11 protein-coding genes and 1 pseudogene are annotated in these 15,647 nt (G+C 53.5%); 6 read left to right on the forward strand and 6 right to left on the reverse strand.

Going from position 1 to position 15,647, the window contains the following annotated elements:
• The first annotated feature begins 209 nt into the window (after nucleotides 1–209).
• Nucleotides 210–1,670, forward strand: a complete 1,461-nt coding sequence (locus RT340_RS02850) for an MDR family MFS transporter (RefSeq protein WP_313373959.1) — start codon at nucleotides 210–212, stop codon at nucleotides 1,668–1,670.
• Nucleotides 1,671–1,701: 31 nt separating this feature from the next.
• Here the strand turns inward: RT340_RS02850 and RT340_RS02855 are convergent, their stop codons facing one another.
• Nucleotides 1,702–1,998, reverse strand: a complete 297-nt coding sequence (locus RT340_RS02855; protein WP_034823436.1) for a DUF1161 domain-containing protein — start codon at nucleotides 1,996–1,998, stop codon at nucleotides 1,702–1,704.
• Between the two features lie 52 nt (nucleotides 1,999–2,050).
• Nucleotides 2,051–2,386, reverse strand: a complete 336-nt coding sequence (locus tag RT340_RS02860; protein ID WP_160832952.1) for a DUF1283 family protein — start codon at nucleotides 2,384–2,386, stop codon at nucleotides 2,051–2,053.
• A gap of 130 nt (nucleotides 2,387–2,516) precedes the next feature.
• Here RT340_RS02860 and RT340_RS02865 point away from each other — a divergent pair, with 130 nt between their 5' ends.
• Nucleotides 2,517–2,846, forward strand: coding sequence for a YnfA family protein (locus RT340_RS02865; protein WP_176505722.1), 330 nt, complete (start codon nucleotides 2,517–2,519; stop codon nucleotides 2,844–2,846).
• Between the two features lie 34 nt (nucleotides 2,847–2,880).
• On the opposite strand, the gene ydfG is transcribed toward RT340_RS02865, so the two are convergent.
• From ydfG to RT340_RS02885, 4 genes and pseudogenes are all read right to left on the reverse strand, one after another.
• On the reverse strand, nucleotides 2,881–3,627 hold the full coding sequence (gene ydfG / locus RT340_RS02870) for a bifunctional NADP-dependent 3-hydroxy acid dehydrogenase/3-hydroxypropionate dehydrogenase YdfG (RefSeq protein WP_097117098.1): 747 nt from the start codon (nucleotides 3,625–3,627) through the stop codon (nucleotides 2,881–2,883).
• A 528-nt stretch (nucleotides 3,628–4,155) separates the two neighbouring features.
• Entirely contained in the window at nucleotides 4,156–6,081 is a 1,926-nt protein-coding gene (locus RT340_RS02875; RefSeq protein ID WP_313373966.1) for a methyl-accepting chemotaxis protein, read from the reverse strand.
• Nucleotides 6,082–6,332: 251 nt separating this feature from the next.
• Nucleotides 6,333–7,952, reverse strand: coding sequence for a methyl-accepting chemotaxis protein (locus RT340_RS02880; protein WP_313373968.1), 1,620 nt, complete (start codon nucleotides 7,950–7,952; stop codon nucleotides 6,333–6,335).
• 118 nt (nucleotides 7,953–8,070) lie between these two features.
• A pseudogene (locus RT340_RS02885) lies at nucleotides 8,071–9,135 on the reverse strand (alpha/beta fold hydrolase).
• Between the two features lie 606 nt (nucleotides 9,136–9,741).
• Here RT340_RS02885 and guaD point away from each other — a divergent pair.
• The 4 genes from guaD to xdhC are packed head-to-tail and all read left to right on the forward strand — an operon-like array spanning nucleotide 9,742 to nucleotide 15,634.
• Nucleotides 9,742–11,070, forward strand: a complete 1,329-nt coding sequence (gene guaD / locus RT340_RS02890; RefSeq protein ID WP_313373970.1) for a guanine deaminase — start codon at nucleotides 9,742–9,744, stop codon at nucleotides 11,068–11,070.
• Nucleotides 11,067–12,509, forward strand: coding sequence for a xanthine dehydrogenase small subunit (gene xdhA, locus RT340_RS02895; protein WP_097117102.1), 1,443 nt, complete (start codon nucleotides 11,067–11,069; stop codon nucleotides 12,507–12,509). The genes guaD and xdhA overlap by 4 nt, the downstream gene beginning before the upstream one ends.
• Nucleotides 12,499–14,865, forward strand: a complete 2,367-nt coding sequence (gene xdhB, locus RT340_RS02900) for a xanthine dehydrogenase molybdopterin binding subunit (RefSeq protein ID WP_313373972.1) — start codon at nucleotides 12,499–12,501, stop codon at nucleotides 14,863–14,865. The genes xdhA and xdhB overlap by 11 nt, the downstream gene beginning before the upstream one ends.
• Nucleotides 14,852–15,634, forward strand: coding sequence for a xanthine dehydrogenase accessory protein XdhC (xdhC, locus tag RT340_RS02905; protein ID WP_313374021.1), 783 nt, complete (start codon nucleotides 14,852–14,854; stop codon nucleotides 15,632–15,634). The genes xdhB and xdhC overlap by 14 nt, the downstream gene beginning before the upstream one ends.
• Nucleotides 15,635–15,647 lie beyond the last annotated feature (13 nt).

Raw genomic sequence — 15,647 nt, forward strand, 5'->3', positions numbered from 1 at the left:
AGCAGCGTAAAAGGGGCGACGCTACTTTTTATCGGCAAAATCAGACAGATAGAAGGGCGGTTAAGACCTTCTTAACCCGCATGAAATAAGGCATCATCTGAAAATAAAAAAAAATCGTCGAATTATGTGACATTGTCACATAATGGGCGCACGCAGAGGAAACTCGTCTGATGGAAAATCAGCTAGCCTTGAGGGAAAAAGGGGGACGTATGACTGAAACTGCAGAATTGAACACGGAACATAGCCGCTGGATCCTTAGCGCCTGCATGCTCGCCATGTTTATGGCCGCGATTGAAGTCACCATTGTGGCGACCGCGATGCCGACCATTATTGCTGAACTCGGCGGTTTCTCGCAGTTTGGCTGGGTCTTCTCTATCTATTTGCTGACTCAGGCGGTGAGCGTGCCACTGTATGGTCGGCTTGCTGATATGTGGGGGCGTAAACGACTCTTTTTCATTGGCGTTTCGCTGTTCCTGATCGGCTCGGTATTGTGCGGTTTTGCGCATACCATGACGTGGTTAATTCTGTTTCGCGCGTTTCAGGGGCTGGGGGCAGGCGCGATTATGCCGCTCACCAGCACCATTGTGGCCGACATCTACTCCCCGCGCGAACGTGCCCACGTGCAGGGATGGCTTTCCAGCGTCTGGGGTGTCGCGGCTATTATTGGGCCACTGAGTGGTGCCTGGCTGGTTCAGCACTTTAACTGGTCGGTGATTTTCTGGGTGAACGTGCCGATCGGTCTGTTTTCCATGCTGCTGTTAGCGCGTTTCTTACCGGCGCGTGAGCATCACAAAGGGGCGACGCTGAATCTTACCGGCAGCTGCTGGCTGATGATTTGCGTTACGGCACTGTTAGTGGCGCTGTTGCAGGCGGATGCCCTTGGTTACTGGTTACTGGCATTCCTGTTATTGGCATTGCTGGCGGGCTGGCAATTAAAACAGCATGAACAGCGAGCTGAGGCTCCGCTGTTTCCTCTGGCTATCTGGCGCAGCCGGTTAATTCTGGCAGGCAATGCCGGTAATCTGATCATCGGTGCCACCATGATGGGCATCAGCGCGTTTCTGCCAACCTGGATTCAGGGTATCACCGGTGGTACGCCGCTGCAGGCGGGTAGCGCGTTGGCGATGATGTCGATTGGCTGGCCGCTGGCCAGTACGTTGAGTGGCCGATTAATGCTGATCACTTCCTACCGTTTTACCGCGCAACTCGGTGCCTTGTTATTGATTGCGGGCAGCGCGCTGCTGCTGCTATTGCGTACCGACAGTTCAATCATGCAAGCCGGGCTCACTGCTTTTGTCATCGGCACCGGCATGGGCATGACCAGCACCACTTTTCTGGTGTCGGTGCAAAACCATGCGCACTACGACATTCGTGGCATCTGCACCGCGTCTATTATGTTTAGCCGCATGCTGGGTTCAGCGATTGGTACTGCGCTGATGGGCGCGGTGCTGAACTTCAATCTTGCGCAGCGTCTGCCACAGGCCAGTGATCCGATGCAGCAAATCATGTCACATGAAAGCCGTCAGTCACTGTCCGAAGCGACGTTGCATCAGTGGACCGGACAGATCGCTGCTTCGCTGCATTGGGTGTTTGTGGTGGCGTTAGTGATTGCGATGCTAACGTTGTGGATTGCGTGGTTGATGCCGCGTCAGCGCCCAGAGGCAGAATAGAAAAGGGCGGCCATCAGCCGCCCTTTCAGTATTACTGCGCGGGAGCATCCTGTGAACTGCCTGCGCTGGCCGGGACATTGCTTTCACTGTCTCGGCCGTTTTTCTTGTACACAATTTTCTGGCTGTCATTTTCGCAGTGACCCACTACCTGGCCGCCCGCTTGATCGGCCTGATCGTTAGGCACGATATCCAGCGTAAAGTCCGATTCGGCCACGCCGTTACTGACGATCTTCTTACTGATATCCGCTTTAACAGTTTCACAGGAAGCCTGCGCCAGCATCGGCAACGCCAGCATTGCCATCAACATCACTGCATTACGTTTTTTCATCACACTCTCCTTGGTTCTGAATTCCCTTGAAAACTATAGCAGCAACAGCGAATTAAGGGGCGATCGTACGGCCGGTACGACGATCAAGGCAGCGCAGAGTGTTCGGTTCCCAATACGCATTGACGTTATAGCTCTTCTCGCAGCTATCACGGGTGTCAAAAGCTTTATCGGTTTTATCGAACTCTTTCTCGACGCGCGTGTTGACCTTATTGCGCAGATTCTTCGTGTCGTTCCACTGTTCTTTGCTTTGACGCGCGGCTTCGTTGCTGGAAGCACTGTTGCCGTTCTCAATGATCAGGCGGTCAGTTTGGGCCGATGCCAGCGGTGCAGTCAGCAGCGCGCCGCAGGTTAACGTCACAGTCAGCAGGAGAGAAAACAGGTTTTTCATTGTGATTTCCTTTAGTTAACACCAGCACAGCCAGAAACCCGGCTGTCACAACCATGAGGGCTAGTATATCATCGCTGCAACTTTGCTCACCAGCGGTGAGCCTTTTGTTTAGGCGAGAGAGAGATTTTCTATGCTGGTGAAAACCACTTTACTGTTTTTTTTGACTGCGATTGCCGAAATTGTCGGCTGTTTTCTGCCGTGGCTGTGGCTGAAGAAGGGAATGACCGCGTGGCTTTTACTGCCTGCAGCGGCGAGTCTGGCGTTGTTTGTCTGGTTGCTGACGCTGCATCCGGCAGCAAGCGGTCGTGTGTACGCGGCTTACGGGGGTGTCTATGTGGTGACGGCGCTAATTTGGCTGCGCGTGGTGGATGGCGTCAAGCTCAGTACATGGGATTGGATTGGCGCGCTTGTAGCGTTTAGCGGCATGTTGATTATTGTCGCTGGTTGGGGCCGGGCGTAAGCGATGGGCGCAACCTGTGCGCCCGTGACAATATTCAGCCTTTATGCACTTTCAGACCCGCAAGCGTCTGGGAGACCGGCATGATTTCCAGCGTATTGATATTGACGTGTTTAGGCAGTGTCGTGACCCAATACACCGCTTCAGTGACATCTTCCGCTGTCAGCGCGGTGGTGCCTTCGTAAACGGCATCCGCACGCCCATCATCGCCTTTGAAGCGCACATTAGAAAACTCGGTGCCACCCACTAAGCCCGGCTCGATATCGGTGACGCGCAGCGCGGTACCGTGCAGATCGGTACGCAGATTGAGGCTGAACTGGCGCACGAATGCTTTGGTCGCGCCATAAACGTTGCCGCCCTGATAAGGCCAGCTGCCCGCGATGGAGCCGATGTTTACGATGTGACCGACATTGCGCTCCACCATGGCGGGCAGCACGGCACGCGTCATGTACACCAAACCTTTGTTGTTGGTGTCGATCATATTTTCCCAGTCTTCAATATTGGCTTTGTGCGCGGGCTCGATCCCTAATGCCAGACCGGCATTATTCACCAGCACGTCGATTTCACGCCACTCTGCGGGCAGCGCAGCGATAGCTTCATCGATAGCGGCGCGATTACGCACATCCAACTGAACGGTATAAAGGTTGGCACCCAACTCCTCTTTCAGCTCTTTCAGACGCTCTGCGCGGCGTCCGCTGGCAATCACTTTATGACCATTAGCGATGAAGCGACGGGTGATGCTTTCACCAAAACCGGCGGTGGCGCCAGTGACAAAAATAATCATCTCACTGTTCCTTAAACAATTGTACGTCAATGTTAACCAATTGATTTTAAATTTAAAAACCAACAATGAAACTCTACGAATTATGGGCGGGGGAAGCGAGATCATTTTGTGAGTGCCTGGTTGAGCAAATTTACCCGGCTGTAATCAGCTCTCCAATCCATAAACCGTATACATCATAAACCATCTATGCAGGCTCATGGTCTTTGTGCGTTGCGATAAATGTGGGATTAGCCGCTGTGGAGGGAATTTAACATGCGCAACAATCTGGCTTTGAGGAGGGCGGAGGCAAGGGCACAGCGCTGCGTAACATGGGTCAATTCATGCTATCAGGTTGCATGCTTTGGTTGATTCAAGACATGCTGCTGCTTTTATGACTTACCGAGCCTGACGTGTGCTATCTGGCTGGCGGTGAGAGGTATTCAATTCATAACCGGATTCGGCCTGCTGTTTGCTCAGCGTTGCGAACGAAAGCGAACCTGGCATCGCGGTTTATCACCACGATACCAGGCGCCTGTTTGGCTCAGTGAATCAGAAAGAACTCCAGTTATCCTCTGGGGAGCTTCCCGCTGTAGCCAGCGCTGTACGCGATTTTAGCGGAGAGAGAACCGGCTTTTTCACTTGGCTTTCAGCTTTGGGTATCACCGCATCAGCGCTCTCCATCAATTTAAACGTACTGACCAGTTCTGCCATTACGGCGGCCTGCTCGGACATGGACTGGGCTGCACTGGCTGACTCTTCAACCAACGCCGCATTCTGCTGCGTGGTGGTATCAATTTGCCCCATCGCGATATTGATTTGACCAATACCATCGCTTTGTTCGCGGCTGGCATGGGCAATTTCTTCAATCAGCTGCGTCATATTGTGGATATCAGACACAATACTGGTCATTCCCTGATCGGCTTTCACAACCAGCTCCCTGCCTGACGTCACGCGTGCAACCGTGTCATCAATCAGTGTTTTGATCTCGCGCGCGGCACCCGCGCTGCGCTGCGCCAGACTACGCACTTCGCTGGCAACCACCGCGAAGCCTCTTCCTGATTCTCCCGCTCGCGCAGCCTCAACAGCGGCATTCAGTGCCAAAATATTGGTCTGGAAAGCAATGCCGTCAATCACCTTAATAATTTCGGACATTTTCTGCGAATCGTTCGAGATTTCCTGTATGCGTGTCGAAACATCGTTCATTACGGCACCGTTGTCTCTGACCGCGGAGGCCACGCCACTAACAAACTGGCGCGCCTGCTCAGTATTACTGGCGGTATTGCTCAGCGTTGAAGTCAGCTCTTCTAACGTGGCGGCCGTTTCCTCCAGGCTTGCTGCCTGTTCATCGGTACGAGAGGCCAGATCATTGTTGCCACCGCTGATTTCACTGGAAGCAAGCGCGATGTTGTTGGCACCTTCACGCACGCGGAGCAGCACGCCCGAGAGTTTTTCAACAAAGCGGTTGAATGCCGCTGATATCTGCGCCAGCTCATCTCCGCCACGCACTTCCAGGCGACGCGTCAGATCACCTTCCCCTGAAGCAACGTCTTCCAGGGCGTCGCGTAAAATGGCGAGGCGACGCAACTGCTGGTTGAACACCAGCCCGGCAATCAGCGCGGTAATAATCAGACTCACCAGGGTGATGAGGATGCTTTCCCGCTGTATTGTCGTCAGCGATGCCGTCACTTCATCACGATCAACGGCGATCACCAGTGACCACGGCGTCCCTTTTACCGGAGAGGCGTAAACGAACTGCTGTTCACCGCCGATGATCAGTTCAGCATGCCCACCCTGACTGGCCAGATTTTGGATAACTTTGAGGTCGAGTGAAGGTGACAACTCAGTGACCGGCTTGAGAATAAGGTCAGACTTCGGCGCGGCAATCAATTTACCGCTGCTGTCCACCAGGAATGCAAAACTCTTCTCCAGTGGATGAATCGCATTCACCGTATTGGAGACGGTATCCAGGTGTAGATCGCTGCCGATCACACCCAATGTTTTTCCGTTATCGACAATCGGCTGAGCAAAAGTAATGGTCAGCTTGCCGGTTGAGGCATCAACATAGGGGTCCAGCAACACCGGATGGCCAGCTTTTACCGTTTCCAGATACCACGGACGTTGGCTGCCATCATAGGTGGCTGGCATAGGATGGACGAACACATGGGAATGAGGCTCAGGATAGACGATATAGGCATCATCAAACTCGCCAGCTTCGATCGCCGCACGCAGAAAAGGGACCGCATCGTCATGACGACCAAAAGCCGTTTTGATCGAACCGGTGATACGTTGTTTTTCTGCTGCCCAGCCAGCCAGTTCAGCCGCATGAACGCGGGAGAGCTGGCCAATGCGCTCATCAATGCTTTCAAGTGTCTTTCCACGCACGGTGGTGTAGGTAAAAGTGGCAAGTGCGATAAGAGATACTGCCGTGATGACCACGCTGATAGCGATTAAACGCGAGCGTATTGTTTTAAACATGTTTACCTTCCACCCAACTGGATCACATTAGAGGTTTGATTTTTCCAGAATGCGTCCTGCGTCACTGAAAATACGGAATACGTTCTCTGTTATCGGTAATCCCATCTAAAACTGTAGGGAACCGATTGCGCGTGGAAGAGTATTAAGGCACTAAAAAGGGAAGGGAGTCAGCGCGCCCGTCGTCCTGATAAAGAGAGACGGGCACACTATACTTAACGAAGCGAGCGCTCAAATGCACTCGCTGATACCGCTTAACTTAACGCGACGAGGGACAGCTGATGCGAGTCGGTATAACGGTCAGTGGCCAATGGCATCGCGTCCTCATCAACCTGGAACTGCGTCACCGACTGCTGCAAATTCACCACCTGCTGTTGCAGTGAGCTGGCAGCGGTTGCCACTTCAGCCACCAGTGAGGCATTCTGTTGTGTTACACCATCCATCTGCTGGATAGCGATGTTGATCTGCGAGATGCCGCGCGTCTGCTCGCCGGAAGCCAGCATCACTTCATCCATGATATCGACCACTTTTTTCACATCGAGCATCACTTCATTCATGGTGACGCCAGCATCTTTAACCAGTCCTGAACCCTGCTCAATATTGCTGAGCGAGTCATTGATCATCAGGCCAATTTCCTTCGCGGCGGTGGCGCTGCGCTGAGCCAGCACTCGAACTTCCGAAGCGACCACAGCAAAACCGCGTCCCGCTTCTCCTGCACGCGCGGCTTCAACTGCTGCGTTCAAGGCCAGCAGGTTAGTCTGGAAGGCAATGCCGTCAATCACACCGACGATGTCGCCGATTTTTGCCGAGCTTTTCTCAATAGAACTCATGGTGGTGACCACTTCAGACACCACTGTTGCACCACGCGAAGCAGAATCTGAAGCCTTCTGCGACAATGCGTTAGCTTTGCGCGTGTTGTCCTCATTGTTTTTCACTGTCGCCATAATCTGCTCCATACTGGATGCCGTCTCATCCAGTGAGGCCGCCTGTTGCTCAGTCCGGCTGGAGAGGTCGATGTTGCCCGTCGCGATTTCTTCAACGCCGGAGCCGATCGCATCGGTGCCACTGCGGACCATCAGCACCATGTTTGCCAGGCCATCGCGCATACGCTGTACCGCGGCAAACAATTGCGCAATTTCATTTTTACCGGAGATATCGATGCGCGCACGTAAGTCACCTTCGGCGATGCGATCAAACACGTTGATCACATGATTGAGCGGCTTAACGATAAGATTGGTCATCACCGACCAGGCCAGCGCGGCCAACACCAGCGCACAGGCGATACAAAAGTACAGCGTAAACGCCATATGCTGAACCCGATCGCTGGAGTCACTGTAGGCGACATCAATACTTTTAATTTTAAAGGCCACCAGCGCTTTAGAGGCTTTATCAAAGGCACCGTACAACGCCGTTGATTTCCCTGCACGCTGGCGGTATTCATCCAGTTTGCCTGCTTCGAGCGCGGCAAAAGCCGGATCGATAAACTCTTTCATCAGCGCATCGCGTGTGGTGGCCATTTCAGCCGCAATTGGCTTCTCCGCTGAGGATTGTGGATATTTCAGATATTCCTGCCATTTCGCACTGGCGTTATCTATTTTACCTCTGGCGCGCTCAAGCGCGACTTTGGCTTTTTCGGCATCGCCACTGCCCACCAGTGATTCATATAAACGCAAATCCAGTCGTCCACGTAATAAAAGTTCTGAGCTTTCATTGAGCGCCACCAGGCCCGGCAAAACTTCGGTATCAACGGTGGCAAAGGATTTATTGCCAGACTGTACGGCAAATAACCCTAAAATACCGACGAACAGCAATAATGCTGTTAATGAAAAAACCATGATGCTGAGGGCGGTGCTGATCTTTATTCTATGAAACATAACTATTCCCTGAGAACGTTTAATTGAAAAAGATGAAGGCGTAGTAACAATGATTTTTTTATTAAATGGGGAAGTCATGAGTGTGACTTCCAGTAAACAGGCGGATTTAACCCAAATACTAAGGCTTAGCGGTCTCGGCTAAGAAGGTCTGCAGTTTTTTATTATAAACCTTTGCTTGCATCATAGTGCCATGACCGCTGGTTTCAGCACTGGCCGGAATGAGCAGTAACTCCGCTTTCTTTATCTTGGGCAATTCACTCTGCAAAATGCCGGTTTCAACCGGATTACGTTCATCATCTGCTGAATTAATGATCAGCATGGGTGCGGTAATACGGCTCAATCCAGGCATGGCATTATAATTTGCCGACGAACCCCAGATATAAATGAAGTCGTTGGCATCCGCGGTGACAGGCGCAGCAAGACGTGCATCCACCAGTTTATCCGCCAGTGCGCGCGTCGGAGCTTTATGTTGATAAGCTAGCGTACCGCCGGTGGTGGCAATACTGAACATGATATTGGCGGTTTTAAGCGTAGGGGGTTGCTGCTGATAGTTGCCTTCAGCCCAGGCAGGATCGCCTTTGATCGATTCAATCAGCATGCGGCGAAGCATCCAGTTGCGGCCCGATAACTAATTCGGCTGCGACGCCATCAGGACCAGTGCATCCATCATGCCGGGATATTTTTCACCCCACAGCCACGTCTGCATCCCGCCCATGGAATAGCCCATCACCAGGCGTAAATGCGAAATGCCCAAACCTTCTTTAATCAGCCGATATTGTGCTGTCACCATATCGTCGTAATCGTAATGCGGGAAGGCCATTCTCAAGCCATCAGAAGGTTTGGATGATTTTCCTGAACCAATGCCTTCCGGGATGATAATAAAATACTTGCTGGCATCCAGCGCCTGTCCCGGGCCAAATAACTCCCCGGCAAATCCCGGTGCCAGTAAGGCACTCAGAGGTTGATTGGTTCCGTGCAGTAATAATACCGCTGGTTTATTCTTATCACCTAAAGTAATGTAGTGAATGCGCACATCTTTTAATTTTTCACCGCTATTAAAGCTAAATTCTTTTGCGATCCAGTCAGCTTCTGTCGGCGTGGGTAATGAACTGGCTGCGTGCGTTAAGGGTGATACAGTTAACAGAATGGCACTGGCCACTCCTGATATCATGCGATTAAACATAAAAGTCGCTCTTAAGTGATGATATTCCCTGGAAGGCTGATATTAGTTTTAATAGAGATAAATCCCAATTAATATCAACGGGGTTCAAGGAAAAGCAGACAATAATCTTCTTTTTTGAGTTTTAACGAGACGATTTTTATGCGGTTTTTCTTATGCTAATACATCCGCATGCCATGATGATGTTTAACATTTCTGTATTAATTCTCTTATTTCATCTGTCTCATCGTATTCCCTCTCATTTGTTTTCACTATCAGCGCTTATTAGCACACCCAAATCCTTCCTCTGCCACACCGGAATCTTCCTGAAGTAAAATCTGTGCACTACAAGCGTGCGGCGCTGCACTTAAATGGTGCGCAGTTCGTGTTGTCATTACGCTTATTTCCTCAGGCATCTCATACCTGACACGCTTTTTATCCCCATGCAATCGGTTGCTTATTTTCGCAACCGATTGCGCATTCGATTGCGGTTCCAAAGGGACATGAAATTGAATGTGTGGTTTTTAAGTTGTTGATATATAGCGATATTTTTATAAATCCTCATTGGCATAGCGTTTGCAATAAACCTTGAAGGCAACTCATTGCACTTTTACTTATCAAGGAACCGTTATGCCTTACGCCTCTGAAACGCTACTGCGCGCCAGCTTTTTTGATTTCACCGCACTGGCTTCTCAGCCCGATGATATCGCTGCGCATGCGCGCTACCTCGAAGACGGCTTGCTAACGTTGCGCGCGGGCAAGGTGGTGTCACTTGAAAGCTGGGAGATTGCAGAAGGGCGCGTTGATGCTGCCACGGTGATTGACCTGCGCGGCAAGCTGATCGTGCCGGGCTATGTGGATACACATATTCACTATCCGCAAACGGAGATGATTGGCGCATTTGGCGAACAGTTGCTGGAGTGGCTAAACCAATATACTTTTCCGGTTGAGAGCCAATATCACTGCCCGGATCACGCGGCACAGATGTCGGCCTTCTTCCTGCAGCAACTGTTATCCAATGGCACCACCACGGCGCTGGTGTTTGGCACGGTGCACAAACAATCGGTCGATGCGCTGTTTCATGCCGCGCAACAGCTGGATATGCGTCTGATTGCCGGAAAGGTGATGATGGACCGCAACGCCCCCGCGTATCTGACAGAAACGCCGGAAGAGAGCTATCAGGATTCACGTGAACTGATTGAACGCTGGCATCAGCGTGGTCGTCTGAGCTATGCCTTGACGCCACGTTTCGCGCCCACCTCCTCGCCAGAACTGCTGGAGAAAGTCCGTCAACTGCGCAGCGAGTTCCCGGATACCTGGCTGCACACCCATCTGAGCGAAAATCAGCAGGAGATCGCCTGGGTCAAATCGCTGTTCCCGGAGCGGGACGGCTATCTCGATGTTTACCACCATCATCAGCTCACCGGAAAGCGCAGCGTCTTTGCACACTGTCTGCATCTGGAAGAGAACGAGTGGCAATGCCTGCACGACACCGATTCTTCTATCGCATTTTGTCCGACGTCGAACCTGTTTCTTGGCAGTGGCCTGTTCAATATTAAACGCTGCTGGCAGCAGGGCGTGCGCATGGGCATCGGCACCGATGTCGGCGCAGGCACCACCTTTAATATGCTGCAAACGCTGGGTGAAGCGTACAAAGTTGGGCAGTTGCAGCAGTACAAACTCAGCGCCTGCGAAGCCTTTTACCACGCGACGCTGGGCGGTGCGCATGCACTGGACATCGACGATAAAATTGGCAACTTCAATCCCGGTAAAGAAGCGGATTTCGTGGTGATCGACCCGGCGGTTTCGCCGCTGCAAAAGCTGCGTAGCGGTAATAGCAAAGATATCTGGGAGCGCTTGTTTGTGATGATGACGCTGGGAGACGATCGCAACATTGCGCAAACCTGGGTTAGCGGCAAACCGGTGTGGCAGCGCGATCGAGAAGAGGCAACGGTATGATCCAGTTTCTGCTGAATAATCGGTTGGTCACCGAAACGGCCTTAGACCCGAATCTGACCGTGCTTAACTACCTGCGTAGCCATCAACAGCGGCGGGGAACCAAAGAGGGCTGCGCATCAGGTGACTGCGGTGCCTGTACGGTGACGCTGGGAAAAGTGGTGGCGGGGCGAATGCAGTATCAGGCCATCAACAGTTGCCTGACGCTGGTTAGCAGCCTGCAAGGCAAACAGCTGATCACCGTGGAAGATTTGAAACAGGGCCGTGAACTGCACAGCGTGCAGCAGGCGATGGTGGATTGCCACGGCTCGCAATGCGGCTACTGTACGCCGGGCTTTGTCATGTCGCTGTTCACTTTGCAGAAAAATACACAGGGCTGGAATCCGCAGCAGGCTGAACAAGCGCTGGCAGGCAATCTGTGTCGCTGCACGGGCTACCGGCCAATTATGGCCGCCGCACAGCAAGCTTGTGAGCAACCCGCAGAAGATAATTTTACGGCGGATGAGTCGGCACTGGTTCAGCGCTTACAGGCGTTGGATAACGGGGAAGTACAAATTCTCGAAGCCAACGGCAGTCGCTGTTTCGTCCCGAAAACACTGGCACAGCTCGCGGCACTGTATCAGCAGTATCCTGAAGCGCAACTGTTGGCCGGCGGCACCGATCTCACATTGAAAATGACTCAGCAGTATCAACGTTTACCGCTGCTAATTGCGCTGGAACAGATTGAGGCGTTAAGCGTTTGTTCTGAAGATAAAGAGGATATTCATCTGGGCGCTGCTGCACCGCTTCACCATTGCTACCATTTCCTGGCAGCGAGAATTCCTGCATTCAGTGCCACATTAGAGCGCTTTGCATCATTACAGATCCGCAATCAGGGTACGCTCGGCGGCAATATCGGCAATGCTTCACCGATCGGTGATTGTGCGCCCATGTTGCTGGCACTCAATGCGCGATTGGTGTTGCAGCAGGGAGAAAGCCTACGTGAAGTGCCGCTGGACCAGTTCTTCACTGGCTACAGGCAAACCGTGTTGCAGCCAGGGGAATTCATTCACTCAATAGTGATACCGAAAGTGACGGTGTCACCTAATTTCGTGGCATGGAAAGTGGCAAAACGTCTGGATGATGATATTTCGGCGGTGTTTATCGCCATCAACATTCAGCTTAAAGAAGGCGTGGTGGTGCAGGCACGACTGGCCTTTGGCGGCATGGCCGCAACGCCCAAACGGGCAACCGCAGCCGAGGCCGCGCTTAATGGTCAGCCACTGAATCAAGCTTCCATTGAGCAAGCCTGCGCGGCGCTCAGCCAGGATTTCCAGCCGTTAAGCGATTTTCGCGCCAGCGCCGACTACCGCTTGCAGGTCGCGCGCAATCTATTGCGTCGTTACTACGCGCAAACCTGTGGCGAACTGACCCTCACCGAGGTGGCGCGCTATGTCTCATAACCGACCCGAACTCAGCGAAACGCTGTTAAAAAGCCAGTTTGCCAGCGACATAAAAACCGGTGTGGGCCGCAGTCAGAAGCATGAAAGCGCCGATAAACACGTCACGGGTGAAGCGATTTATATAGATGATCGGCCGGATCTGCCTGGTCTACTGCATTTGTGCCCACGTCTGAGTGAGCATGCGCATGCGCGGATCACACATATCGATGTGCAGCCTTGCTATGCCGTGCCCGGCGTGGTGAGCGTGCTAACCTGGCGCGATGTGCCGGGTCTGAATGATGTGGGTCCGTTAGAGCCGGGCGATCCGTTACTGGCAATGGATATCGTGGAATATCTGGGGCAGATCGTGATTGCGGTGGCAGCGGATTCACCCGAAGCCGCGCGCGCCGGTGCTGCCGCCGCCATCATCGAATATCAGCCACTGCCGGCGATCCTGGATGTGCGTGAAGCCCTGGAACAGCGTCACTTTGTGCAGCAGCCGCACGTCCATCAACGGGGTAATGCTGAAGCGGCACTGGCGCGTGCGCCGCATCGTATTCAGGGTGAATTTCATATAGGCGGTCAGGAGCACTTCTATCTGGAAACCCAGACCGCGTTAGTGATCCCAGGTGAAGACGACAGCCTGCAGGTTTTCTCATCGACGCAGAACCCGACGGAAGTGCAGAAGCTGGTGGCCGAAGTGATGGATATCACCATGAACAAAGTCACCATTGATATGCGCCGGATGGGCGGCGGGTTTGGCGGTAAAGAGACGCAGGCTGCGAGTGTGGCCTGCTTGTGTGCGATTGCCGCGCGCCAGACGCTGCATCCGGTAAAAATGCGTCTGGCGCGACGCGATGATATGCGTATCACCGGTAAGCGCCATCCCTTCTTTGTGCGTTACGATGTGGGCTTTGATGAGGAAGGTCGTTTCTGTGGTGTCAAAATCGATTTGGCGGGAAACTGCGGGTATTCCCTCGATCTGAGCGGATCAATTGTCGATCGTGCGATGTTCCACGCCGATAACGCCTATTACCTCGGCGATGCGCTGATCACCGGTTATCGCTGCCGCACGCACACCGCGTCTAACACCGCCTATCGCGGTTTTGGCGGGCCTCAGGGCATGGTGGCGATTGAGCAGATCATGGACCATATCGCCCGCGAGCGCGGTTTGGACCCGCTCGAACTGCGTAAGCGAAACTATTACGGCAAGCAGGATCGCAACATCACCCATTACCATCAGCAGGTGGAGGATAATCTGCTGATGGAGATAACGGAACAGCTGGAAGCCAGCAGCGATTACGCCACGCGTCGCGCGGACATCACAGCGTTTAACGCCAGTCATCGTTATATGAAACGCGGTCTGGCCTTAACGCCGGTGAAGTTTGGCATCTCCTTTACCTCCAGCTTCCTCAATCAGGCCGGTGCCTTAATTTTGATCTACACCGATGGCACGGTGCAGCTCAATCACGGTGGCACCGAAATGGGTCAGGGACTGAATACCAAGGTGGCGCAGATTGTCGCGGAAGTGCTGCAAATCGATATCAGCCAGATTCAGGTCACGGCGACCGACACCGGAAAAGTGCCGAACACCTCACCCACGGCGGCCTCCAGCGGGGCCGATCTTAACGGCAAAGCGGCGCAGAATGCCGCGCAGAAATTGCGCGATCGCATGACGGAAATGCTGTGTCAGCAGCATCACTGCACGGTCGACGCCATCTCCTTTAGCAATGGCATTGTGCGCGTTGGCGAGTTGCATTTTACTTTTGCGCAGGTGGCGCAGCAGGCGTGGCTGAATCAGGTGCCGTTATCCGCCACCGGATTTTACAAAGTGCCCGGCATCCATTACGACCGCAATGCCGGACGCGGCAAACCCTTTTATTACTTCGCTTATGGCGCCGCGTGCTGCGAAGTGCTGGTGGATACCTTAACCGGTGAATATCGTTTGCTGCGCGCGGATATCCTGCATGACGTTGGCGCCTCGCTCAATCCGGCGCTGGATATTGGGCAAGTGGAGGGCGGTTTCGTGCAGGGCATGGGCTGGTTAACCTGCGAAGAGCTGGTGTGGAACGATCAGGGCAAGCTGCTGACAGACGGCCCGGCGAGTTACAAAATCCCCGCCATCAGCGATGTCCCACATGATTTGCGCGTCACGCTGGTAGAGAACCGTAAAAATCCGCAGGACACGGTATTCCATTCGAAAGCCGTGGGTGAGCCGCCGTTTATGCTGGGCATTGCGGTGTGGTGTGCGTTACAGGATGCCGTAGCCAGCGTGGGTAACTACCGCCGCCATCCGCAACTGGATGCACCCGCCACGCCGGAGCGCGTTTTCTGGGGCGTTCAGCGCCTCTCAGGAGCAGATGATGATTTATCATGACTGGATCGCCGTACTGCACAGTTTACGTGAGAAACGTGAGAGCTGCGTTTTAGTCACCGTGCTGAGCCAGCGCGGATCGGTCCCGCGCGATCGCGGCAGTAAAATGGTGGTCAGCGCCAGCGATACTTATCTCACCATCGGCGGCGGTCATCTGGAATATCAGTGCATTGCGCTGGCGCGCGAGATGCTGGAGCAGCGTTGCCAGCAGCCGCGCAGCGAAGAGTTTGCGCTGGCTGCGCGCCTCGGCCAGTGCTGCGGCGGGCATGCCACGCTGCTGTTTGAACCACTGATGCAGCAGCAACCTGAAATCCAGCTTTACGGCGCAGGCCACGTCGGGCAGGCGCTGGTAAACCTGCTGGCAACGTTACCCTGTCACATTACCTGGATTGATAGCCGCGCCGCCCAGTTTCGCTATGTGCCACCGGGTGTCACGGTGCGTCAGGTAGAGGACCCGATCGATTGCGTCAAAAAGGCCGCGCCCGACAGCTACTTCATTGTGATGACCCACGACCATCCGCTCGATTTGGCGCTAAGCGAAGCCATTTTGCGGCGCGGTGATTTTCGCTATGCCGGCGTTATTGGTTCGGCTACCAAAGCGCAGCGCTTTCGCTATCGGCTGGAAGGCAAAGGGATCGCTGCGGATGCAGTGGCGCGGCTGCGCTGTCCGCTCGGCCTGCCGGATGTGAAAGGCAAACTGCCAGCGGAAATCGCCGTGGCGGTAGCGGGTGAAATCATCAGTGTGTATCAGCGCCAGCAGAGCGGTTGTTGAGTGACGTTGAAAC

It is taken from the genome of Pantoea sp. CTOTU50773 (assembly GCF_032082325.1).
In the GTDB taxonomy this organism is placed as follows: Bacteria; Pseudomonadota; Gammaproteobacteria; order Enterobacterales; family Enterobacteriaceae; genus Pantoea; species Pantoea communis.